Source organism: Exiguobacterium sp. RIT452 (assembly GCF_003598705.1).
GTDB lineage: Bacteria > Bacillota > Bacilli > Exiguobacteriales > Exiguobacteriaceae > Exiguobacterium_A > Exiguobacterium_A undae.
This window is the reverse complement of the sequence record NZ_QXJB01000004.1, coordinates 179,592-202,477: the sequence shown is the minus strand read 5'-3', so window position 1 is coordinate 202,477 and position 22,886 is coordinate 179,592. Positions and strand designations below refer to the sequence as shown.

Annotated in this window: 24 protein-coding genes and 1 other annotated feature; of the genes, 9 read left to right on the top strand and 15 right to left on the bottom strand. The window is 48.1% G+C overall.

The window, feature by feature from the left end; translation table 11 throughout:
- Positions 1 to 25: 25 nt before the first annotated feature.
- The 4 genes from prfB to D3D03_RS11325 form a co-directional block, all read right to left on the bottom strand.
- Positions 26 to 1,126 carry a peptide chain release factor 2 gene (gene prfB / locus D3D03_RS11340; RefSeq protein ID WP_035387573.1) on the bottom strand — a complete coding sequence of 367 codons (1,101 nt, stop codon included), beginning with the start codon at positions 1,124 to 1,126 and terminating at the stop codon, positions 26 to 28.
- Positions 1,127 to 1,193: 67 nt separating this feature from the next.
- Positions 1,194 to 3,713 carry a preprotein translocase subunit SecA gene (secA, locus tag D3D03_RS11335; protein ID WP_026832147.1) on the bottom strand — a complete coding sequence of 840 codons (2,520 nt, stop codon included), beginning with the start codon at positions 3,711 to 3,713 and terminating at the stop codon, positions 1,194 to 1,196.
- A 217-nt stretch (positions 3,714 to 3,930) separates the two neighbouring features.
- The gene (hpf, locus tag D3D03_RS11330; RefSeq protein WP_026832146.1) at positions 3,931 to 4,494 is read right to left on the bottom strand and encodes a ribosome hibernation-promoting factor, HPF/YfiA family; all 564 of its coding nucleotides are present in this window, start codon (positions 4,492 to 4,494) and stop codon (positions 3,931 to 3,933) included.
- 282 nt (positions 4,495 to 4,776) lie between these two features.
- Positions 4,777 to 4,977, bottom strand: coding sequence for a cold-shock protein (locus D3D03_RS11325; RefSeq protein ID WP_026832145.1), 201 nt, complete (start codon positions 4,975 to 4,977; stop codon positions 4,777 to 4,779).
- A gap of 250 nt (positions 4,978 to 5,227) precedes the next feature.
- On the opposite strand from D3D03_RS11325, the gene D3D03_RS11320 reads away from it, so the two are divergent.
- The 8 genes from D3D03_RS11320 (at position 5,228) to D3D03_RS11285 (ending at position 12,302) form a co-directional block, all read left to right on the top strand.
- The gene (locus tag D3D03_RS11320; protein WP_119923631.1) at positions 5,228 to 5,734 is read left to right on the top strand and encodes a competence protein ComK; all 507 of its coding nucleotides are present in this window, start codon (positions 5,228 to 5,230) and stop codon (positions 5,732 to 5,734) included.
- 94 nt (positions 5,735 to 5,828) lie between these two features.
- Positions 5,829 to 7,718, top strand: a complete 1,890-nt coding sequence (locus D3D03_RS11315; RefSeq protein ID WP_119923630.1) for a hypothetical protein — start codon at positions 5,829 to 5,831, stop codon at positions 7,716 to 7,718.
- A 9-nt stretch (positions 7,719 to 7,727) separates the two neighbouring features.
- On the top strand, positions 7,728 to 8,018 hold the full coding sequence (locus tag D3D03_RS11310; RefSeq protein WP_119923629.1) for an EscU/YscU/HrcU family type III secretion system export apparatus switch protein: 291 nt from the start codon (positions 7,728 to 7,730) through the stop codon (positions 8,016 to 8,018).
- On the top strand, positions 8,015 to 8,407 hold the full coding sequence (locus D3D03_RS11305; RefSeq protein ID WP_026832143.1) for a flagellar export chaperone FliS: 393 nt from the start codon (positions 8,015 to 8,017) through the stop codon (positions 8,405 to 8,407). Before D3D03_RS11310 ends, D3D03_RS11305 begins: the two co-directional genes overlap by 4 nt.
- Positions 8,407 to 9,300 (top strand): flagellin N-terminal helical domain-containing protein, encoded by an 894-nt coding sequence (locus tag D3D03_RS11300; RefSeq protein ID WP_119923628.1) that lies wholly within the window; start codon positions 8,407 to 8,409, stop codon positions 9,298 to 9,300. The genes D3D03_RS11305 and D3D03_RS11300 overlap by 1 nt, the downstream gene beginning before the upstream one ends.
- 18 nt (positions 9,301 to 9,318) lie before the next feature.
- Positions 9,319 to 9,759, top strand: a complete 441-nt coding sequence (locus D3D03_RS11295; RefSeq protein WP_119923627.1) for a YaaR family protein — start codon at positions 9,319 to 9,321, stop codon at positions 9,757 to 9,759.
- Between the two features lie 23 nt (positions 9,760 to 9,782).
- Positions 9,783 to 10,451 (top strand): DUF2225 domain-containing protein, encoded by a 669-nt coding sequence (locus D3D03_RS11290; RefSeq protein WP_119923626.1) that lies wholly within the window; start codon positions 9,783 to 9,785, stop codon positions 10,449 to 10,451.
- Between the two features lie 96 nt (positions 10,452 to 10,547).
- The gene (locus tag D3D03_RS11285; protein WP_119923625.1) at positions 10,548 to 12,302 is read left to right on the top strand and encodes a GGDEF domain-containing protein; all 1,755 of its coding nucleotides are present in this window, start codon (positions 10,548 to 10,550) and stop codon (positions 12,300 to 12,302) included.
- A 36-nt stretch (positions 12,303 to 12,338) separates the two neighbouring features.
- On the opposite strand, the gene D3D03_RS11280 is transcribed toward D3D03_RS11285, so the two are convergent.
- The 11 genes from D3D03_RS11280 to D3D03_RS11230 all read right to left on the bottom strand — a co-directional run bounded on the left by D3D03_RS11280 (position 12,339) and on the right by D3D03_RS11230 (position 22,204).
- A complete protein-coding gene (locus D3D03_RS11280; RefSeq protein ID WP_026832138.1) occupies positions 12,339 to 12,518 on the bottom strand; it encodes a hypothetical protein in 180 nt (59 codons plus the stop codon).
- Between the two features lie 27 nt (positions 12,519 to 12,545).
- Positions 12,546 to 12,932, bottom strand: coding sequence for a hypothetical protein (locus D3D03_RS11275; RefSeq protein WP_233550693.1), 387 nt, complete (start codon positions 12,930 to 12,932; stop codon positions 12,546 to 12,548).
- Positions 12,896 to 13,267 carry a flagellar export chaperone FliS gene (gene fliS / locus D3D03_RS11270; protein ID WP_026832136.1) on the bottom strand — a complete coding sequence of 124 codons (372 nt, stop codon included), beginning with the start codon at positions 13,265 to 13,267 and terminating at the stop codon, positions 12,896 to 12,898. The genes D3D03_RS11275 and fliS overlap by 37 nt, the downstream gene beginning before the upstream one ends.
- A 12-nt stretch (positions 13,268 to 13,279) precedes the next feature.
- Positions 13,280 to 14,842: a flagellar filament capping protein FliD gene (gene fliD / locus D3D03_RS11265; protein ID WP_119923624.1), complete on the bottom strand. Its 1,563-nt coding sequence runs from the start codon at positions 14,840 to 14,842 to the stop codon at positions 13,280 to 13,282.
- A gap of 18 nt (positions 14,843 to 14,860) precedes the next feature.
- Positions 14,861 to 15,217 (bottom strand): flagellar protein FlaG, encoded by a 357-nt coding sequence (locus D3D03_RS11260; protein ID WP_026832134.1) that lies wholly within the window; start codon positions 15,215 to 15,217, stop codon positions 14,861 to 14,863.
- A 137-nt stretch (positions 15,218 to 15,354) separates the two neighbouring features.
- On the bottom strand, positions 15,355 to 16,449 hold the full coding sequence (locus tag D3D03_RS11255) for a flagellin N-terminal helical domain-containing protein (protein WP_119923623.1): 1,095 nt from the start codon (positions 16,447 to 16,449) through the stop codon (positions 15,355 to 15,357).
- Positions 16,450 to 16,675: 226 nt separating this feature from the next.
- Positions 16,676 to 17,959 (bottom strand): methyl-accepting chemotaxis protein, encoded by a 1,284-nt coding sequence (locus D3D03_RS11250; RefSeq protein ID WP_119923622.1) that lies wholly within the window; start codon positions 17,957 to 17,959, stop codon positions 16,676 to 16,678.
- A gap of 202 nt (positions 17,960 to 18,161) precedes the next feature.
- The gene (locus D3D03_RS11245; protein ID WP_119923621.1) at positions 18,162 to 19,676 is read right to left on the bottom strand and encodes a peptide ABC transporter substrate-binding protein; all 1,515 of its coding nucleotides are present in this window, start codon (positions 19,674 to 19,676) and stop codon (positions 18,162 to 18,164) included.
- 95 nt (positions 19,677 to 19,771) lie between these two features.
- Positions 19,772 to 20,007, bottom strand: a binding site (T-box leader).
- Positions 20,008 to 20,068: 61 nt separating this feature from the next.
- The gene (locus D3D03_RS11240) at positions 20,069 to 20,461 is read right to left on the bottom strand and encodes a hypothetical protein (RefSeq protein WP_028105752.1); all 393 of its coding nucleotides are present in this window, start codon (positions 20,459 to 20,461) and stop codon (positions 20,069 to 20,071) included.
- A 352-nt stretch (positions 20,462 to 20,813) separates the two neighbouring features.
- Positions 20,814 to 21,644: a GNAT family N-acetyltransferase gene (locus D3D03_RS11235; RefSeq protein ID WP_119923620.1), complete on the bottom strand. Its 831-nt coding sequence runs from the start codon at positions 21,642 to 21,644 to the stop codon at positions 20,814 to 20,816.
- Positions 21,645 to 21,721: 77 nt separating this feature from the next.
- The gene (locus D3D03_RS11230; protein WP_119923619.1) at positions 21,722 to 22,204 is read right to left on the bottom strand and encodes a hypothetical protein; all 483 of its coding nucleotides are present in this window, start codon (positions 22,202 to 22,204) and stop codon (positions 21,722 to 21,724) included.
- A gap of 137 nt (positions 22,205 to 22,341) precedes the next feature.
- Here D3D03_RS11230 and D3D03_RS11225 point away from each other — a divergent pair, with 137 nt between their 5' ends.
- Complete coding sequence (locus D3D03_RS11225) at positions 22,342 to 22,845, top strand: hypothetical protein (RefSeq protein ID WP_026832127.1); 504 nt, start codon at positions 22,342 to 22,344, stop codon at positions 22,843 to 22,845.
- Positions 22,846 to 22,886 lie beyond the last annotated feature (41 nt).

Below are 22,886 nucleotides of genomic sequence, written 5' to 3'. Positions count from 1 at the left end.
CGAAGGCCGACGGGGTGTTGACAACTTACATATTCATCAAACGGAGATAGGCATCGATGAAGCCCATGATGTCTCCATCCATTGCACCTTGCGTATTCCCGACTTCGTAGTTCGTCCGGTGATCCTTGACCATGCTGTATGGGTGGAAGACGTATGAACGAATTTGGCTGCCCCAGGCGATGTCTGATTTTTCGCCACGGATTTCGTCGAGTTTCTTTTGTTTCTCTTCGATTTCGCGTTGGTACAGTTTTGCTTTCAACATCTTCATCGCCGCTTCACGGTTCTTGATTTGTGACCGTTCCTGCTGACATGAAACGACAACGCCTGTCGGCACGTGCGTGATCCGAACGGCAGAGTCCGTCGTATTGATGTGCTGTCCACCGGCACCAGACGCACGGTACGTATCGACACGCAAGTCTTCCGTCCGGATTTCGATGTCGATGTCATCGTTGAATTCCGGCATGACGTCACATGAAACGAATGACGTGTGGCGGCGGCCTGACGAATCAAACGGCGAGATCCGGACGAGACGGTGAATCCCTTTTTCTGCTTTTAAGTACCCATAGGCATTGTGCCCCTGGATCCGCAGCGTGACCGATTTGACGCCGGCTTCGTCGCCCGGCTGATAGTCCATCGTTTCGACTTTCCAGCCCTGTTTGTCGCAGAAACGTTGGTACATCCGAAGCAACATCGACGCCCAGTCTTGGGACTCGGTTCCGCCGGCTCCCGGGTGTAATTCGAGGATTGCGTTGTTGGCATCGTATTCGCCGTTCAACAGAATCTGTAATTCAAACTCGTCAAACTTCCGCTTGATGTCACCAAGCTCCGACTCCAGTTCTTCCTGCAACTCGACGTCCGGTTCTTCTTTGATCAATTCATACGTTAAGACGATGTTTTCGTGACCGTCTGCGAGGTGTTGGTATTTATCGACCATCGCTTTGAGACCGTTCGACTCGTCGATGACTTTTTGCGCCGACTCTTGATTGTTCCAGAAGTCCGGGTATGTCATCTCGTTTTCAAGCTCTTCGATTCGTGAGATCTTCGTCTCAAGATCAAGTGATGCTTTGTATTCATCGAGCTTCTTTTCCATCCACTCGGCGGTATTGCGTATTTCTGCTAATTCCATTGTGTTCCACCTTCTCTTTCCGTCAAAAGAGGCAGGAATCTCCCGCCTCTTTCAGCCGCTTCGTCACTTATGCCTGACGGCCGTGACAGTTCTTATATTTTTTACCGGATCCGCACCAACAAGGATCGTTGCGTCCGATTTGTTCATTTGGATTTTTCCGGACCGGCGCCTTTTTGACCACCTTGTCTTCTTTTCCGGAAACGGCGACTTCGTCTTTGACGACTTTTTCGCGTTTCAGGTTCGGATCAAGATCCGCCCGGAGGACAAATTGCGTCACTTCTTCTGCAATCGCCGCGTTCATCGTATCAAACATCATCGAACCTTCCGACTGGTATTCACGGAGCGGGTCGTTTTGACCGTAAGCCCGTAAGTGAATCCCTTCGCGCAGTTGATCCATTTGATCGATATGGTTCATCCAGTGCTGATCGACCGCACGGAGAACGATGACCTTCTCAAACTCATCGAACGCTTCTGCCGGCACTTCTGAGCGTTTGTGCTCATAGTGAGCAAAGGCACGTTCTTGTAAGAGTTCGATGATTTCTTCGCGTTCTTTACCGAACAAGTCTTGCTCCGACACTTTTTCTTCGATCGCAAGCGTTTGGTTGGCCCAATCCGCAAGCGCACCGATGCTCCACTCTTCCGGTACGAACTCGACTGGTGTGTACTGATGGACACCAGATTCGATCGTCTGAATCATCATTGGACGCACGATGTCGGAAACCGACTGAGCATCAAGAATCGCTGCCCGGTCTGCGTACATGACTTTCCGTTGATCGGCCATGACGTTATCGTAGCCGAGAACTTGTTTCCGCGCATCAAAGTTATTTCCTTCGACCCGTTTTTGGGCCGACTCGACAGCACGTGAAACCATCCGACTTTCGATCGGTTGAGAATCGTCCATTCCGAGACGGTCCATCATCGATTGCAGAGAATCTGATCCGAAACGACGCATCAGTTCATCTTCGAGTGACAAGTAGAACTGGGACGCACCCGGGTCTCCTTGACGTCCTGCCCGACCACGGAGCTGGTTGTCGATCCGGCGTGATTCGTGACGTTCTGTTCCGAGGATGTAGAGACCACCCTTTTCGATGACGCCTTGTCCGAGCTTGATGTCGGTACCACGACCGGCCATGTTCGTCGCGATCGTCACCGCGTTCGGTTGTCCCGCGTTCTCGATGATTTCCGCTTCCCGCGCATGGTTCTTCGCGTTCAAGACTTCGTGGCGGATGCCGCGTTTCTTGAGGATGCTGCTGAGCAATTCCGACGTCTCGACGGCAACTGTCCCGACGAGAACCGGTTGTCCTTCGCGGTGGGCGCGTTCGATTTCATCCGCGACCGCAGCAAACTTCCCGTTCATTGTCTTGAAGATCAAGTCCGGCTGGTCGTCCCGAACGATCGGTTTGTTTGTCGGTACCGGTACGACGTGCATGTTGTAGATGTTACGGAATTCTTCTTCCTCGGTTTTCGCTGTTCCGGTCATACCGGCCAGTTTCGTGTACATCCGGAAGAAGTTTTGGTACGTGATCGTCGCAAGTGTCATCGATTCGCGTTGAATCTCGACGCCTTCTTTCGCTTCGATTGCTTGGTGCAGCCCTTCCGAGTAACGGCGGCCTTCCATGACACGTCCCGTGAATTGGTCGATGATCATGACTTCGTCTTCCCGAATCATGTAGTCGACGTCACGGTGCATGACGGAGTTGGCGCGGAGCGCGAGGCTCAAGTGGTGGTTGAGTGCGATATGCTCGAGACCAAACAGGTTGTCGATACCGAAATATTTCTCGGCGCGATCAATTCCTTGTTCCGTCAACAGGACACTTTTCGTCTTGATGTCGACCGTATAGTCTTCATCCGCTTTCATCATCTTCGCGAACATATCGGCCTGCGAGTACAGCGACGTTGATTTTTCGGCAGATCCCGAAATGATCAGCGGCGTCCGTGCTTCATCGACAAGAATCGAGTCGACTTCATCGACGACGGCAAAGGACAGTGGACGTTGCACACGGTCTTCTTTATAGAGCACCATGTTGTCACGCAAGTAATCGAATCCAAACTCGTTGTTTGTTCCGTACGTGATGTCACAGCTGTACGCTGCCTGTTTTTCCTGACGCGACATGCTTGAGAGGTTCAAGCCGACTGACAGTCCGAGTGCCGCGTAGAGCGGCTCCATGATGTCACGGTCACGTTTCGCCAAGTATTCGTTGACGGTGATGACGTGGACACCGTTTCCGGCGAGGGCATTCAAATAGACGGGAAGCGTCGCAACAAGCGTTTTCCCTTCCCCGGTTTTCATTTCGGCGATATCACCGTTATGCAGAACGTAGCCACCGATTAACTGGACACGGTAATGACGCATGCCTAAGACACGTGTCGATACTTCACGACAGACAGCGAACGCTTCCGGCAAGATATCATCGAGGTCTTCGCCATTCTCAAGACGCGTCCGGAATTCGACCGCTTTTCCTTCTAATTCTTGATCGGATAAGGCGCCTACTTGGGCCTCAAATGATTCAACGGCATCTGCCGCTTTCTCTGCTTTTTTCAGCACACGTTTGGTCGGTGCGAATAACTCTTTTAGAAAATTAGCCATGCCTTACAGTCCCCTTACTTCGAACGATTCTTAAAACGAACAGAATTCCGAGATTTTTCCTTTATTCAGTGTACCGAATACGCCGTCAAATTTCAACAAGCGGACCGACTGCTTCCTCTGAAATCCAACTTTAGACGGACATACCCTCTATCGATATATAGTTTTTTAGCATACCAAAAGGGGACCCGTTCCGTAGAACGAGTCCCCTGTAGATTCATTATTCTGGTTCAATCAAGCCGTAACGACCATCTTTCCGACGGTAGACGACGTTCGTGTTACCCGTTTCTGCGTCTGAGAAGACGAAGAACGTGTGACCGAGCATGTCCATTTGAAGAATCGCTTCTTCCGTGTCCATCGGCTTAAGTGTGAAACGTTTTGTTCGAACGAGTTCGAGTTCCGCTTCATCCTCTTCGTAGACAGGTGCGTCTGCCTCCGGTCCTTCGAGCGTTTTGAAGTACTCCCCAATACCGCCGTCTTTGGCACGGCCTCTCCGGTTGATCTTCGTTTTGTGTTTCCGGATTTGACGTTCGAGCTTATCGACGACGAGGTCGATTGCTGCGTACATGTCGCCATTGACATCCTCTGCGCGAAGCAAGAGGTTTGGCATTGGAATCGTCACTTCGACTTTTTGTTTCTCATTGTTGACTTTGAGATTGACATAAGCCGTTTGCGCTTCCGTAGGAGTTGTAAAATAACGAGTTAACTTTTCAAGCTTTTTCTCGACGTAATCCTTGAGAGCATCTGTGACGTCCAAGTTTTCACCGCGAATGTTGTAGATCATGTAAACTCCTCCTTAAGTAACCGGTTGAACCTATGAATTCGTCGTCTCTTCAGTCGTTTCCTTCTGAAAATTGCAAATTCTTTGGTTCGTAATTATTATACCACGATAAGCCCTTCAAGGAAATGAGAACGATGACATTCTGTTGAACATCTCCCTTGATTCCTAGCGTACTATAATAGTTGTTGCATGTTGATATTAGCGTATATACCCTTAACAAATTGAGATGAAACAAAAAAACCGCTTTTAGGGGGTTCCTAAAAACGGTGGTGGCTGCTAACGGGATTACAGTTTCGAGACGTTTGCTGCTTGAGGACCACGATCGCCTTCGACGATCTCGAATTCTACTTCTTCGCCTTCTTCAAGTGATTTGTAACCTTCTGCTTGAATCGCCGAGAAGTGGACGAAGACGTCTTTTGCATCTGATGTCTCGATGAAGCCGTAACCTTTTTCAGCATTGAACCATTTTACTTTACCTTGTTCCATTCGAATTCACGTTCCCTTCGCAAACTGGATAGCGAGAGCAAGCTCTCTACCGTCTATACTAGCAAAAGAAGCAATTATTGACAATTAAAAATTCTGATTAATTTGAATTCAATATCAAATCAAACCGAACGAAGCCACTTATTGCTCTATATTTCAAAAAATTACATTGTCATTACAGGTGTAGTATTGTATTATATCGTTAGTAATTACCTATTTTATCCATTGTCCTATCTAAGGAGGATGCAGTCGAATGCGACCATTCCATAATGACGAAAAGTATCGAATCACGAAACGGACCGTTGCGATTTTGCCCTGTTATGACATGATGAAACAATCCATCATCGTCTTAGAGGACGGGTCAACGATCATGACGCCGCTTCGTCCGTATCAACTCCTGCAGTTGTCCTGCAGACAGTACAACAGTTCCATCGAGGAACGGATTGTCACCGCTAAACGTGTCGCTTCCGTGAAAGGAAAAGTTCCGGTCGTCATCGAACCGACACTCGGTCTTGTCTTTTTCCCTACCAAATCACCAAAACGTGATGATTGCGAGTGGTATGCCTGGAGTCACATGTCCGAAGTCATCGAGGAAGCCGGACAGACTAAACTCAAAACTCGTAACGGCATGATCCTTCCCGTAAACGCCTCTCCTTACATCGTCCGCAACCAAATGAAAGCAACCGGCGAGCTGATGGCTCGTTACCAGCAATTGAACGCGATGACATTAGAGGACCGCTTTAATGCAATCAAATCGTAAAAAAAATGGGTTGGGCGATGAATTCGCTCAATCCTTTTTTGTTTGTGCCGATATATAATAAGATGAAGAATTTATCAAGAAAGGAGGTTCATCGATGAATATCCAGATGAATCCAACCAGTCCGACCCGTTCGGCTGCCCCGACCGCCTTGTCGGAAACAAAAACCTACAGCGGCACTGTCCTTGAAAAGACCGGTCCGAACACGGCACTCGTCCAAGTCGGTCGCGAGAAAGTCGAGATGACCTTCACGGGTGAAGTTCCGGAAGGCACCTTTCAATTTAAGGTCAAAGGCCAGACGGCGGAAGGTTATCTGATTGAACAGATCACCGACCAAGCAGACGTCCCGCCGACCGGTCCGGCCAAACCTGATTCGTCTGGTGTCGATGCGACCTTACTCGACGAACTCCCGCCGGAACTGAAACAAGCCGTCGCCCGGTTGCTCGCGACCGGTCAACTGCCGCAGACCCCGGAAACGGTTGCCAAGCTCGTCGCTGCACTCCAAGGGACATACAAGGACTTGGTCCTGCAACTCGTGACGCGGCCGTCTGACAGTGCTTTACCGGCAGAAGCCGATGCCTTGATTGCCCAGTTGCTCGGCTCGACCGATTCGTTGGTCGACGTCTTGCCGGAGCGCCAGGCCGTCCTCGAGAAACCGACGCTCAGCAACGTCATCGCGCTTGACGTCGCCCGGGTGACGCTGCCGACGCATCGTGACATCGATCAGGCGACACCGGTTGCCCTCCGCCAAATCGCAGCACACTTACCACCGGACGCCCAACCGGACATCCTCGCCCGGATCGACCGCGGCGAACTGACGCAAGTGCGCGAACAACTGCAGACGTATTTTCCGAGTGAACGCCTGGTGCTCGCGGAGCGACCGGCGCCAAGCAAACTCGATCAATTGACCGCCGTCATCACCCAAGCCCAGCAGCCGGTTTCAGAAAAAGCGGCACCACTCGCTCCACCCGTTCGCTCGAATCTGACGGTCATCGCCGAGGTGACGCCACGGCTCGCGGAAGTGACCAATGATTTCCGGAGCCAGCAGCGGACGATCGTTTCGCAACTGCGTCAGATTGAACCGCTGATCGAGGAACGCCCGCTCCAGATGGCGCAAGTCATCGAAAGCACGGCGAACCGCCTGCGCCAGACGTTCCAACAGACCGATGCGATGTTACATACAAGCATGCGCGATGAAAAACAATTGATTCAACTGTTATCGAAACTGGAACGGGGAACGGAACTGGCATTTCTCGGACGCGGTGCGGAAGCAAAAGCCGTCGTCCAGGACGTCCGTCAAGCACTGGAAGCCTTCCGCTTTGCTCCGACCAATGTCCGGACCGCCTATTTGCCGGAATTGAACACGATGCCGCGTCCTGTCGTCGCGAATACTACTCAGACACCGCCCCAAACGCCACAACGACCGATTCCGTATGAGCCGGGACAAAACAGTCCCCGTGTCTTACAGGAGACCGTCCAAAAAACGCTTCAGCTGCAGACAGCTGAATTAAAACTTGCGACACCGGCTACCAACCCGGAAGCCGCCAAACTACAGACGTTCCTGACGACGCAGCAACAGGTCAATAAACCGGACAACAACCAGCAACTGCAACAACTGTTGCTCGCCCTGCCCGTTCAACTCGTCGAAGGGACAGCCGGACTGCACGTCCACTTACAAAATAAACGACCGGATGAAGTGATCGACTGGGAAAACAACACACTGTATGTTCAGCTCGAGACCCCACGGCTCGGGGACATCGGCGTCCGTGTCGAGACCGTTAACCGGAAGATGCAGATTACGATTGAAAATGATTTCCCGCTCCTCGAGCGTCTGGCGACACCGTTCCTTGAACGGACGACCGATGCCCTGCAGGCGACGGGTTACCAGGACGTCAAGATTCGTTTTGACGCTTTTACGAAGGAACAGACCACCCCAACAGCCGTCAAACCGGATGAGACCCCAACCGGTTACGATTACCGGATTTAAGGAGGAGCCATGTATCAGAAAATTGATTTAAAACATCGCAAATCAGCGGCCGTCCTCCGGTACGACGAAGCGTCCGGCAATGCGCCGATCGTCGTCGCCCGGGCGACCGGTGCCGCAGCCGACCGGATTTTACAAGAAGCCCGGGCAAGCGGCGTCGCAATCGAACAAGACACGTCGCTACTCGGTCACCTGCTTGACCTTGACCTCGGAACTGCGATTCCCCCGCAACTCTATGACGTGATGGCGGAACTGTTACTGTTGATTGAAGAACTGGATCACACGAAAGGACGGAACTCATGACCGAACAAGAACTGTATCAGATGACACCACAACAATTGACGGAGACGATGTTAAAAGGACTTGTCCTGCAATATGAACAAGCAATCCTCAGTCGTGACGAACGACGGTTCGATGCCGTCAACAGCCGTCTGCAAAAAGCTTACCAACTGCTTGAGAAACTGCAGGCCGGACTGAATGACGAAGGCGGCATCATCGCAGCGCAACTCGATCAACTGTACTATTACTTAGCCGAACAGACGTTACAGGCTTATATCGAACCAACACGCTTGGAAGAATTGTTGCAACTAACGGAAGAATTGCTCGTCACCTGGCAAGCAGCCAGCCTAAAGAAAGACCGTCCCCTCGTTCGGGCGGCACATCATGAGCGTTACGAAGGGATGGACTATTAATGCGGATTTCAAATAATGTACAGGCTTTAAAAGCCTACCGAAACTTAAGCGCCAATCAGCTGAACGTCAAGACGACGATGGATAAACTGTCGAGCGGTCAAAAAATCAACCGCGGTGCTGATGATGCGGCGGGTCTCGCGATTTCGGAAAAGATGCGCAACCGTCTCAAAGCGCTTGATAAAGCGGAACAAAACGTTCTCGACGGCATCTCGATGGTCCAGACGGTCGAAGGTGGACTCAGCGAAACCCACAGCCTCCTGCAACGGATGCGGGAACTGGCTGTCCAAGCCGGTAACGGAACACTTGCAACGGAAGACCGAACGGCGATCCAGGAAGAAATCAATCAGCTGACGAATGAAGTCTCGCGAATTGCCGAAACGACGCAGTTTAACGGCAAAAAATTACTGACAGGTGGCTTCAGCACTGCTGATAACGCTGTCTTCATTCAGACGAATGCCGGCGCTAATGAAGGAATCGCCTTGACGATTGATGATATGCGCGCGCTCAATATTGGTATCAGTACGACCGCTAAACCGAATAACGATGCCAAGGCACTCGACTATCCAAGCGTGAATGCAACACCGGAATATGCGCTCAGCGTGATGACGGGCAGCGATGCCGATCAAGCAATCAGTCTCTATACGAAAGCCATCGATACGATTTCCCAGCAACGCTCGAAATTAGGAGCAATCCAAAACCGGTTCGAAGCAATGTCATCCGTCCTCAGCGTCAGCAAGGAAAATCTCACTGCATCCGAGTCCCGAATCCGTGATACCGATATGGCACGTGAGATGATGGAGTATGCGAAGTACAACATCCTCAACCAATCGGGGATGGCGATGATCGCGCAAGCGAACGCTTTGCCGCAGGGCGTTTTACAACTACTCAACTAACGAAAGGTGGAACCACCGATGGACATCCGGCGCATCCAAGAAACAAGCCGCCTGCAGACACCGAAGACCGGACCACGTGAGGTCGAAGCATCAACGACGTTTTCGGCCTTGATGCAAGATAAACGCGAGCACAGAGGGTATGAACGCCTCCAGCAAAAATTGATGCTCGTCGAAGAACATGGTCAATTACTGGCGGAAAGCCAAACAATCGAGCATCTTGAAGTCTACAAAGAGAAAATCAAGGACTTCCTGAAGGATGCTCTCGATCAATCACAACAACTCGAGGAAAAACGCGGTTTCAACCGCCGCGGTCGGACGAAAATCTATAAAGTCGTCGAACAAGTCGACGCCAAACTGCTCCAACTGACTAATAACGTCATTTCCGGTGAATCACGCCGTCTTGAGATTCTTGATCAAATCGGCGAAATCAAAGGGATGCTTGTCAACGTTTTTGTCTAAATTCATCTTGAGGAGCCACCCCGATGCCTGACCTCTATTTTAAAAAATGCCGCTGCCCCTATTGTCTCAAAGAAACGGAGACGAAACGGGTCTTGAGTCGCCATATCCGTGTCGATAAAACGGATCGTGACGGGATGATCCATTACAAAGGATCAAACGTTTATTACTATGAGCCGGTCCAGTGCACCCACTGCCGGTTCCTGTTTCACGATACGTTCGGCAAGCTGCCACCGGACGTCCGGGAGACGCTCTCAGTCAACATCTTGCCGACGTTACCAATCTTACCGTTTGCTGCGACCGAACGCTCGGCGGAACAAGCCCTGCAACTCTACAAACTTTGCCTCTATACAGCACAGATCACCCGGCAAAAAGACGCCATCCAAGCGATGCTTGGTGTGCGGATTGCCTGGCTCTATCGATTGCTCGACAACCATGCTCAAGAGTTACTCTGGATGGAGCGCTCCGTCCTGAAGTACGAAGCGTTGTATGCCGCTTACCTCGATCCAATTCAGGCTGGAATTCCAGAAGAAGCACTCTTGCTGCGACTCGCCGATCTATATGCCGTTCTCGAGCGAACGGCAGATGCCCGCAAGTGGTACAGCGTCATTTTTCAAAGCAAAACGGTTTCTGACCGCGTAAAAAAAGACGCTCGGCAACACTGGGAACTTTATCGTGAACAGCACGACCTCTAACCCTGTTCGTCTTCGATGTGTGAGATGAAACAGGGTTTTTCTCTCTTGTTGACGAAACAAAACAGTACGATATTTTTTTAGAAAGGAGGCGAACACATGACCCGCACCTTTGTCATCATTCTGTATGTACTGGTACTCTATACCGTCTTGTTTTTGACATTCAATCCGTCTGTGACACCAGTCATCGCTGGAATCAGTACGTTGATCGGCTTAAGTTACTGTGCACGGTCGGCATATGTTCAGTTCATCAGACCTCGACCGAGGCATCCGTACCGGCTGATTGGTCACGCGATTCTGTTGTTCTGGCTTGGTATTGTCCTGAACCTCGGCTTGGCGCTTTTACCGAGCCACTTGCATCCCGTCTGGTCTGATGCCTTAGCAAACGTGACGTTGACCCTGTTTTTGTTTTTGACCGCCCTCGTCTTGGCACGGCTGATTGACTGGTCGTCATTCCGACAAAACCGGTTACTGTATCTCGATGGCTTCATCTTGTTCGGCATGTCGTTCGCCTTCGGATATGTACTGATTCTACAAAATGTACCGGAATTTGCTCGGACACCGCTCGAACTGGTGGCGATGACGGTTTATGCCGTCTGTTTCTTGGCTCTCCTGTTCGCATTTTTGATTCTTTATACAACTGGCTTACGGGACACGACACGGCATCGTCTGTTACTGCAATCCGTCACCCTGTTTTGTGTGACGAACTTTGGCTACTATACGTTTCTCGTCCGCGATCAACTGGAGATCGCCGTCTTCTTTTTACCACTTTATCCAATCAGTTTAGCCGGCTTGATTGGTTATTTTCGGGATGTCCCGCCCGTCGTCGCCAGTCAGCGGACATTATCACGTCCCTATCTTCCGTATATCAGTCTCGCCTTGCTCTTGATCTGGATTACCTTTTTTGAAGTACCCGGCATCGTCTACATCTTAGCGATTACGGTCCTGTTTTCATTGTTTTTGATTCGTCAATTTTTCTCCGAACGTCGCAATCAACAACTGTTTCAAGAACATGAGATCGTCGAGCTGGATCTCGCCCGCCGCGTGAAAGAACAGACGTCACTGCTCGAGTTACGAAAGGAAGAGTACCGACGTCTGTTTCTTGACCATCCGGAACCGATTCTGCAGATCAATCGGACGGGTTCGTTGCACGCGATGAATCCAGCGGCAACCGAACGGTTCGGTCAAGACTTACCGGATCAGTTATTGCACCAGTTACGGCAAGAGGTCACAAGTCTCACGTCCAGCCGGAAACTGCTGTTGCAGGATGACAAGTTGACCTATGATACGACATTAATTCCGGTCCCGGAACATGACTATGTCTATATCCTTTTATCTGATATCACGGAGACGCTCGAGCAGGAACAGTGGTTGGAAAGCCTCGGCTACCACGATGCTTTGACGCGGTTGCCGAATCGACGTTATTTTGAAGAACAGCTGGAAAAGCAACTGACACAACTCGATATCGGCTCATTGTTGTTTATCGATCTCGACGGGTTTAAACAAGTCAACGACCAGTACGGTCATGACGCGGGGGACTATGTTCTCCAGGAGACAGCCAATCGACTTCGGCTCCATCTCCGGGACGACGAGGTCGCAGCGCGGCTCGGTGGTGACGAATTCATCGTCTTCTTGGTCCGCTCGAAGCCGGAGACGATTCAGTATACCGAAATGCTCATCGACCAGCTCAATCAACTGTTTTGGTTCAAAGGCACTGCGATGTCGATCACGCCGTCGATCGGGATTGCCCGATATCCGGACGACGGGACGACAACAAGCTTGCTATTGATCCGGGCCGATGAAGCGATGTACAGCGTCAAACAACACGAAAAAAATGCCTATCGGTTTAAATGAAAAGAGGACCTTCCACGGTGGAAAGGTCCTCTTTCGTTACAACGACTCACGTCGATATTTTTCTTCTTCATATGCATCCGGTAAATCGGAAATTGGACGTTCGGCTTCTTCCCAGGATTCCGACTCGACATCCGGTTCGATGAACTGATCGTACGAGCCGTCAGATCGATAAAATGGTTTGACGATCTTTCGTTTCTTGTCTTCACGTTTTGTCACGCGAGATCCCTCCCTAAGGCTAGAAAGTTACTGACGAGAATCAAAATACGGTGAAAAACTGCCTTCGACTTCTTCATACGGATCAACATACGATTTCCGACTCGTTTTCGTCTGACGCAATTGATTGATTTGTACCCCTAATTTAGCGGTTTCTGACGATAATTTCAAGTCGATTTTTTGACTGTCGGCGACAAGCTCCTGAATAACGGCTTGATTCGCACCGGCCAATAAATTCGAATGGGCAGCAATAAACGCTTCCCGTTCATTCAACAGGTTCTGAATCTTCAGCAACCACTCGTCGTAGACTTCTTCCTCCGGCGTCTGCTCCAGCAGTTCCATCAGATGTTTTGTCTTCAGACGGAGCGGGTCAAGCGGACTCATCGTTGACGCGCGAGCTTCATCGCTTCTTTCCACGTCTCACGAAACTCTTCCGCAAAACCAATCACTTCATCAATCGCCACGACGTCATTTTTAACGTTGGCATCAATTAGACGACCTTGCATATAGTCGTATAAATTATTCAAGTCCTTTGACAAGGCAATCGACTGGTTGAGCGTCAATTGTAACTCGAGAATGATTGCCTGGGCTTTTTGAATATTCATGTTTTTTTGTTCAATTAAGCCTTGTTCAATCGATCGTTTCGAAAGCATCGCAAACTTGATCAGTCCTTCATATAACATCAATGTCAAGTCTTGTGGTAAGGCAGTCGTAACAGAGTTTGTTTGATATGCTGCGTAGGGATTAGCCATATGAAGTCCTCCTTATTGTCCTAAGTATGAAGCGAGCGTCGCCGACTGGCTGTTCGCTTGGTTCATCGCCTGTTCCATCGCCGCAAAGCGACGGTAATAACTATTTTCTTTTGTTTTTAATTTATCTTCCCATGTCAACATGCTCTTGTCGATATCTGCAAGTGATTTCCCGAGTCGGTATGTCGTCGCAACAGCACCATCAAGTCCTGCGACTTTTGAGACCTTATCACGCATTGTCGTAGCAAAACCTTGGATTTGACGAACAAACCCGTCGATCCCATTTGTACTTGGAATGGGGTTTCCTTGGGCATCTTTTGCTGGTTCTGGCGCCGCAGCTGTAAAGAGTTTGTAGACGCCTTCCGGTTGCTCTTCAAGCATCTTCTTGAGTTTTGTTTCATCGATTCTCAGTTTCCCTCCATCACGAAAATCGCTGGTCGACGTGATTCCGATTTGTGACATGTAATTCAACTGGATTGTATCCGTTCCTGATGTATACGAATAGCCGGTATCAATCTTCGCTGAAATCGCACTTCGGAAAGATGTCATACCGTCACGCAGGAAACTATCGTTTTTCAAGACACCACTCATCGCCTTCTCTTCCCACTTCTTGACCTCATCTTCACTCAACTCTTTTCGCTGAGCATCCGTCAACGGCTGAAAATCACGATATTTTTCTTCTCGAACTTTTTTATTCATCTTGTCAATCAAGTCATTGTACTTATCAACAAACTTTTTGATCGAGTCAAAGTTTGCTTGGGTATCGAGTTTTGTATTGAGAGTGATTGCTGTATTTGAAGTACCGTTTAATGTGATTGTCAAACCATTTTGTGTAAAGGTGTTAGTTCGTTGTTCAAGTTCTTGACCACCTATTGTGTACTTCGCATTTTTTCCGTCTTGTCCAACACCATCGATTTGAGAATTTACCTTTTGTGTTCCTAGATTAGCATCTGTAATAGTGATGTCAGGACCATTCGGATTAAGTTTTCCAGTACTCGTTTTCGTTAACACTAGTTTGCCTGTAATATCATTATAAACCGCACTCATTCCAAGATTCGTTTTGCTATTGATTGCAGAAGTTAAATCAGCCAATGTTTGTGTCGAATCGAGTGACAGTGTTTCAGTAACAGCTGTACCGTCAGCAGAAAATGTATTGATTTGAACGTTTACTTTTCCACCAGTTGTGTCAAATAATCCACTGTCAGCAAGTGTTGTACTCGCTGATTTTCCAGCTGTTGTTGCCATCGCAACAGATGCTGATGATGCCAGTTGTCCAACTTTTTCAATGGTCACACTTCCGGCTGGAGCTGAAGGACTAGCTGTAACAGCAATTTTAGCATTATCTGAACTTACAACTGTTTTAGCTGTATAATTCTTTGAAAACAACATATCACTAGCTGCAGTTCTTAAATCAAGTAATCCTCTATTCATTTCACGGTAAGCGTCACGTTGCCATGTTAAGGTTTGTTTTTTTTGTGATAAACGATCAACCGGTGCACGTTCAACTTGCATTAATTGTTTAATCATCGTTTCTGTATCAATTCCACTTGCTAAACCACTAAGACGTATTCCTGCCATCCAATCAGTCCTTTCAAGTTAAATCCGCTTGTCAATTAGTTGATTAAATTCCATGAAAGCTGCAAAAAAATCCAATTCCTTTTTGCTTGGAATTTCTTGTACGACATGGTTATTCGTATCAACAATCTGAATATAAAATTCATTGAGCTTTTCATGTTTGACAAACTTTAATCCAGTTCTTTGAGTTTCTAACTGTAGGTTTGCTTTTTCAATAGCCACTTCAAGCTTCGTTACATGTTGTGGAGTTGGTAAGATAACGATTCCCTCTTGTGCCAATTCCTCTTGATTAGCTTCAACAAAAACATTTCGTGTCGCTTCGTAGGGTAAGACGTTTGCAGGCAAATGAAGCCGAATTTCCGTAGTGATGGAATTCATGAACAAACACTCCTTAATTATTCTCTATGTAGTATATCGGCATCTTCTATTAAGTTGTAATAGCTGATATCAAAATCAATAGAAAAAGGCCATGGAACAAGTCCATGACCTTAAGTAATAAATCTAATCAGTTATGATTAACGAAGTAATTGAAGAACGCCTTGCGGTTGTTGGTTTGCTTGCGCCAACATTGCTTGTGCAGCCTGTGCAAGGATTGAGTTTTTAGTTTGGTTCATCATTTCTTTAGCCATATCAACGTCACGAACGCGTGATTCAGCCGCTGTTAGGTTTTCAGAAGAAGTTTTAAGGTTGTTGATTGTGTGATCAAGACGGTTTTGGTAAGCACCGAGTTTCGAACGTTCTTTAGATACTTCAGTGATAGCACCTTCGATGTTTGTTACTGAAGCTTTAGCTGTTGCGTGAGTCGAAACATCTACACGTCCTGCAGTTGCGAGGTTTAATACGCCGTCTGTTTTCATGTTACGGATGTTCAAGCTCAAGTTTTGGTCTTCGTTAGCACCGATTTGGAATGTAACTGCTCCAGGATCTACAACAACGTTACCAACTGCGTCATCTGCAGTGTAACCAGCGTTTGTTTTGATCGAGATACCGAACTCAGAGAAGTTCAAGTCTTGAGCGCCAGCAGCGTTGCTGATTGTTTGCGTTTTAGTTCCGAATGTCATTGTCAATTCGCCAGCAGTTCCGCTAGTGATTGCATATGTTCCAGCAACCGCACCGTTAGTAGAAGCACCTGCTACACCTGTAACACCTAAAACTGTAGTAGTTGCAACATCTTGATCAACAGTTCCACCAAGTCCACCATTTAAAAGTGTCTGTTTGTTGAATTCTGTTGTTTCACCGATACGGTCGATTTCGCTCTTTAATGCTGTTAATTCTTCTTGAATAGCGTCGCGGTCTTGAGTAACGTTCGTATCGTTTGCACCCTGAACTGCTAATTCACGCATACGTTGAAGAATATCGTGTGTTTCGTTTAAGGCACCTTCAGCTGTTTGAATCATTGAGATTCCGTCTTGTGCGTTACGTGAAGCTTGGTCAAGTCCACGAACCTGTGCACGCATTTTTTCAGAAATCGCAAGACCAGCAGCGTCGTCGCCTGCTTTATTGATGCGAAGACCTGAAGCTAATTTCTCCATCGATTTACTTTGAGCAGAAGATGCGCTCGAAAGTTTGTTGTGTGTGTTAAGTGCTGTAATGTTGTGATTGATAATCATTGTAGTTTCCCTCCATAGGAATAATTTTTTTGTCTCTTTGAAGATCCTTCTTCTCCGAGATGCACTACTCTTGGGCCGGCCCAAGAGTAGTGCGGTGGTTGTAGTCATTGACTGCTTCCACTCTATATATCGTCGTCGCATCGAAATGTTTAACAGTTTCTCTCAAAAAAAATAAAAAACTTTAAAGAAAAAATCGCAGACAGTGATTTCGTCTGCGATTTCTGATTTACAGACGCGTTGCGCCTGTCTCTTCCTGTAATTGTTCGGCAACCGCAACTAACTCTTCCATTGCTCCATTAACTTCACCAAGTGATGCCGCTTGATGACTAGATGCCTGTAAAACTTGCTCGGCATGTTTCGACGCCTCTTCGACCATTGCAAGGATATTTGCCGTCGTCAACCCAACCTGATCAATTTCTTTGTCCGACTTGATAACAAGTTGATCGACCGATTGGACACGGGAATAGACACTTTCCGTTGACTGATGAATCTCTTCAAACGACGAGCCCGCTTGTTCGACCAGACCAACACCGGTCGCCACTTCTTTTTGAACGTCCGTCATCGCATTGGCTGTATCGTTGACAAGACGTTTGACACCGGAAATCAAATCAGTGATCTCTTTCGCAGACGTTGCTGTCTGCTCAGCCAGTTTCTTGACTTCGGCGGCAACAACGGCAAACCCACGTCCAGCGTCTCCGGCACGTGCCGCTTCAATCGAGGCATTCAGACTAAGTAAGTTTGTCTGCGCTGAAATATCACTAATGACATCGGTAATCCGTGAGATTTCACCTGTCATGTCTGTCAAGCGACCGTTCAATGTTGCTGATTGTTCCATCTTGCTTGAAATCATATGCATTGCTTCGACTGAATCTGTCGCCAGCGTCTTCCCGTTCTCGGCTTCTGTCTGCATAACGGTCGCTGATTTCAATGCTTCGTTCATCTCTTTTGCGACTTCATCCATCGTCCGTTTCACAGTACCGAGGGCGTCCATCGACAAGTAAGCTTGATCAACGTTTTCATTCATCTTTGTAGAGAGCTCTGCCATCGCCGAGCGGATGCTTTCGCCCGACGCATTGCCTTCTTGGACAGCAGCAGCGATTTCTTGCGCTGACGCTGTCAATTTATCGCTTGAATTGCCCATCTGTGTCGCTTGTTTGCGAATATGTAACACCATAACTTCAAGTTCATGCATCAATTGATCGACTTCGTCGCCGCGCTTCGCTTCTTCGAAATCGACGTTAAAGTTGCCGTTCGCGACTTCACGTGCCGTTTCCGTTGCCTTTTCAATCGCTTTGATTGGTTGACGGAGAATTAATTGGATCAACGATGAACCGATGATGGATAAAATCAAGCCGATTCCGGCACCAAACCAAATCGACGGACCGTCCGCAATTTCGAGTCCCCGGTGTAAGAACAACGTCAACTGTGCCGAAATTCCACCCGTGATGACCGAAATCGCCAATACCCAGACAAACAATCGCATTTTTAAATTTTTTCGTAATCTACTCATCTTCGAAACTCCCTTTCCTGTTTCAAATCTCATCACCTACTTTATCGGTCACTTCTGAGAACGCTTTAATAGAATTGACCTGATTTTGCAGTTCATGCTCCTCACGTTTTTGTCACATATGTAATAGACATAACAAAAAAAAACATCCAGTCAACGCCTTCTATAGAAGAAAGGCGTTGACTGGATGTCTAATGGTTTTACTTTACTTGCGGTCAATCTCGACATATTTGTAAGAAATATCTGTTCCGACATTATGACGGGCAAGGTTTTTGACTTCCGTGTTTTGAAGGAAGGCATTTTTCCGTTGATAGACCGGTGAAATCGCTTGATCGTCGAGCAACATCGTTTCCGCCTTGCTCAACAATTCCAAACGTTTGTCTTGATCAAGTTCGTTTTCCGCTTGTTTTAAGAGTTCATCGTACTGCTTGTTCGAGTAGTCCATCATGTTAAACGGATTGCCTGTCATGAATAGGTTCAAGTACGTTGTTGCATCCTGATAGTCTGGAGCCCAGCTCGCGAGTGACAAGTCGTAATCCCCTCGTCCTTCACGCGCCAATCGTTCTTTTTTCGGCAGTGACAACAGCTTAACATCGACGTTTTGTTGTTTCAGTGAACCTTGGATATACTCCCCGATTTTTTTCGAGACGTCATCATCTTCAATGATCATCGTCAATTCGAGGTTTTGATCGGCGAGTACTTGTTTTGCTTGTGTTGCGTCAAACGATGCTTCGATTTGACGGGTCTTGTCGTACTTCGGATCAAGTTCTTGCGGGACGATGTAATCAGCCGGCAATGATCCATTTCCAAGCAACGTTTCCGTCAAGGCTTTTTTATCGTAGGCAGCGTCAATCGCCTGACGTGTCTTCTGATCTTGTAATGCCTCCGTTTTTTGATTCATCCGGATGAAGAACATCCGAGAATCGCTGAACGTGTTGTACTCTTTTTGATCTTTGTACGTGACGACGTTTTCTGAGTTGAGTGGTGCAACGTCGAGTTCGCCTGTTTCAAACAAGTTGATCGCGAGCATCGGATCCTTGATGATTTTGACATCGACTTCGTCGATCTTGACGTTTTTCCGGTCCGCGTAATCAGCATTTTTCGCCAGCGTATAGCCTTGCTCAGCCTGGTATTTTTTGAATGTGAACGGTCCGTTGTAGACGTTTGTTTCCGGGTCTGTTCCGAACTTGTCACCCTGTGCTTTGACGATATCTTCCCGGACCGGCATATATGTGCCGAACGTCGTCATGCTGAGGAAGTACGGTGTCGGACGTTTCAGTTCGATTTGTAATGTCTCATCGTCGATGACTTTTGTTTCTTTAACCGGTTCTAACAAGTAAGAAAACGGTGAGTTCGTCTCGATTACCCGTCCATAGGCATAACGGAAGTTTTCCGCTGTGACCGGCTTGCCGTCCGACCATTTTGCGTTCTGATCGAGCTTAAACGTATAGACTTTTCCGTCTTCCGACACGCTGTGCGACTTCGCTGCTGCCGGAACGAGCTCATTGTTCGCATCAAACCGGTACAGTCCTTCGTAGATCTGGTTGAAGATGTTCGATGTGATGGCATCTGCCGGGTCGACCGACAAGAGATCATAACTTTCCATCGTGTGCAGGACTTTCTTTTCATTTTCGTTTGGTGCTGCCTTGTCTGTTTCCGTCGTCGAGCATCCTGCGAGTAGGAACGCCGTGCTTGCCGCCGCGATCAATGTCTTTTTCATCAAAAATTCCTCCTAAAGATAATGTGCGTTGGATGATTCGGCGTTCCTTGACGTAAAACAAAAGACGTCCTCTATGCCACAGCAAAAGCTGATGCATAGAGGACGCCTGTATCCGCGCGGTGCCACCTCTAGTTGAGATTAAAAATCTCCTCTTGTCGCTGGTCCAACAACCAGCTAGCCCGGTAACGGGGGCAACCGTCCTGTCTACTGAATCGTTCAACAGGCTCTCAGCGGTCCATTCCCTAATCAGCTTACCGCGTCAGGCTCTCACCTTTCCTGACTCGCTTTGTCGGCAGTGTTGACGGTACTTACTCCGCGTCGTTGATTTGTTTGATATGGCTTAACTTGTTGTTTACTTTACACGGCTTATTTTCAACTGTCAACGAAAAAGCTTAGAACGGATGATCCTCTTTGCGTTCCTGTTCTTTCCGGACCGGACGGGGACGGATTGGTTCAACGCGTTCCACATGCGTCCGCGTGATGATCCGGTTTCCGAATGCCGCATCCAGCAAGATCGTGATCGCGGCTGCCATGTGCAACAACATCCCGACGACCGGGATGACGCCGACTGTCGACGCAACGATGCCGACGATATTCCCTTTTGAGACCCGACCGGCTCGCGCCGTCAAGGCGACGACCACGATATGAAAGGCAAGCATAAACAATAAGGGCGTGTAGCCTGTGCCCATGATGAACAATCCACCCAACAACGGAATACCGAGTGCTGCCTCTAAACCACCTGATACCCACTTCAACGTCCGTAATGAATCTTGTCGACCGTCCATGACGTCGCCTCCTCTTTTTTTCCATATGTTTAGTATACGACAAAACATCGAGAAGGTTTCAGACTTCTTTTAGAATATGAACTTGTTTTTTTCCTGTTGTTTCCTTCACCACTTGCCACCCGTTTCCTAATAAGAAAGTTTCCGTCGTCCGGGCGCGACTCCTACGGCAAAAGGAAGGGCTTGTCCCTTCCATCAGGAACAGGCAAGACCCGGTCGTCCAAAAAGGACGATCGCGGCTTGCGTTCCGCCCGAGGAAAGCGCGCCAACGGACGACAGGAAACGAAAGATGTTTTTCATCAAGACCTATGGTCTACTAAAAAAGCCCACTCTCGTGGACTTTCCTTTAACACTCTTATAATCCGAGTACGTGGAACTGATAACCACGTCCAACCACGAATCCAGCCTCTTTATAGAGATCCAGCGCCCGTGCGTTATCCGTCTCGACATCCAGTTCAAGCTGCGTCCGACCTGTGCGGAACATCGCTTGGACCATCAGTTTCAACATCTTTTTGCCATAGCCGTTGCCTTGCGCTTCCGGACGAACGGCAAACGCATGGATGCTCGCTTGTGTCTCAGACGCCAAGTACGCCCGAATGACACCAACCGGCTTACCGTTTGCGACACCGATGAACGTGATGCGATCCTCCGACTCGATCGCCTGATAGATCGACTCCGCTTCATCGGCTGTGTTTCCGAACGATGAACCGAGCGTCTCGACGATGAACGGACGATCGTCCTTTGTTGCTTCCCGCAGTTCGAAATCCGGATCCGCTTTTAAGAACAACTGGGCTTTTTTCAAGACCATGTTGTATTCTGTCATCCGGTACTCCGCACCCAGCTGACCAAGGACAGCCTGACCTGATTTACTCGCATCATCAATGACGAACGTAAACGCTTCGACGCCTTGCGGACGGGCTGCTTCTTTCGCCGCTTCGACAAGCGTCTTGAAGACACCCTGCTTCCGGTAATCCGGATCGACGAAGACATTGATTTCCCATTCCGTCGGTAAGTACGCAAATGCTTGCAGATAACCAATCAATTTCATATCGTCATAAACAGCAAAATCGTTTTGCCCGACCCAATCCGCCGCTACTTTTAATTCAATGCCATCGTGATCATTAACACATTTCTCAAGTTGTAGAACTTCTGTTGTTTGTTTGACTTCTGATGCTGTCCATTCCATTTCACTTCACCTCAACCTTTACTATATCGAACCATCAAAAGAAGCACTAGCAAAAGCTGGTGCTCCTTGCAGTTTTCTCATTTTAATTTAAATGTCTTCATCATCGCCGGAACGTCACTTGTGATCAAGTTGGTAATTTTCTCTTTGCCGACTGCCCCTTTAACGGCTTCGGTCGGTTGGACGTAATAATATGTTTTGTTGCCTTTTGTACCGAGATACGTGCCGAATCCGACTTGTTTCTCAAATTGTTTTTTCGATAATTTCTTCGGTTCAAAGTTCAAGTTGACGAGCAACTGATCTTTCCCCTTTACCTTATAATAAAGCGAAAACGTTCCGCTGCGTGTCACGGTGCCGTATTTCGACTTCACGGTTTTGTTTTTGACGAGCTCGACTTTATCCTGCTTGATAGCCGTCTGCAATGCCGTCGTCGCCTTGACAGAATAACCGAACTCTTTGTTTTGAATCGTTCCTGTTTTGTACGTCACGTTACTTGCACCGAAAGCTGTCACTGGAATTAGACATGCTCCGATTAATACCCCTGTCATTCCTACTCGTTTCATGCTAACTCCCCCTTAACTCTTCGATAGTAGAAGAATTCCCTTTTGTGAAATAGGTAAACTCTATTCTTGAAAAAGATTTGACGGAATTGTCTAAATTTCTTACGATAGAACTAACGAAACGAAATGGGGTTAAACTGATGGCTGAACAAGAACAATTAACGCAAGAACAGCTCGATAATCTGCTGAAGAATTCGTTTGCGATGCAGGTGCCAATCCTCGAGAAGTTCATGAAAGATACACATGACCGCTACGCACTCGCGACGACATCATTCAAACGTGACATGGACACGATGAAAGAATCAGAGTGGCACCAGTTCTTCGCCGGTAAATTGTTACCGCATTTCTTCCTCGAGCACCTTGGGTTCGGGGCGTCGTTCCGCTTTAACGGACACGACAAAGAAGTTGATCTTCCGGAAAACGTCGTTCCTGTCCGAAATGATGCCGATGATCAAATCGCGAAAGTTGTCCTCGGTGTCGAAAAAGCGATGAAGGACATGCACATCAAAAACCATAACCTGGTCGCGAAATTCTACCAAGAAACACTTGAACTGGCTTGCCAGATGGGCAGCCGCGTCGGGATGAGTGATGAATTTTATACACTCGTCAAACCAAGCCTCGTCCAAGCAAACGATTCTGAATGAACACAATGTCCCGCCCTTCATCACGTATGAGGAGCGGGACG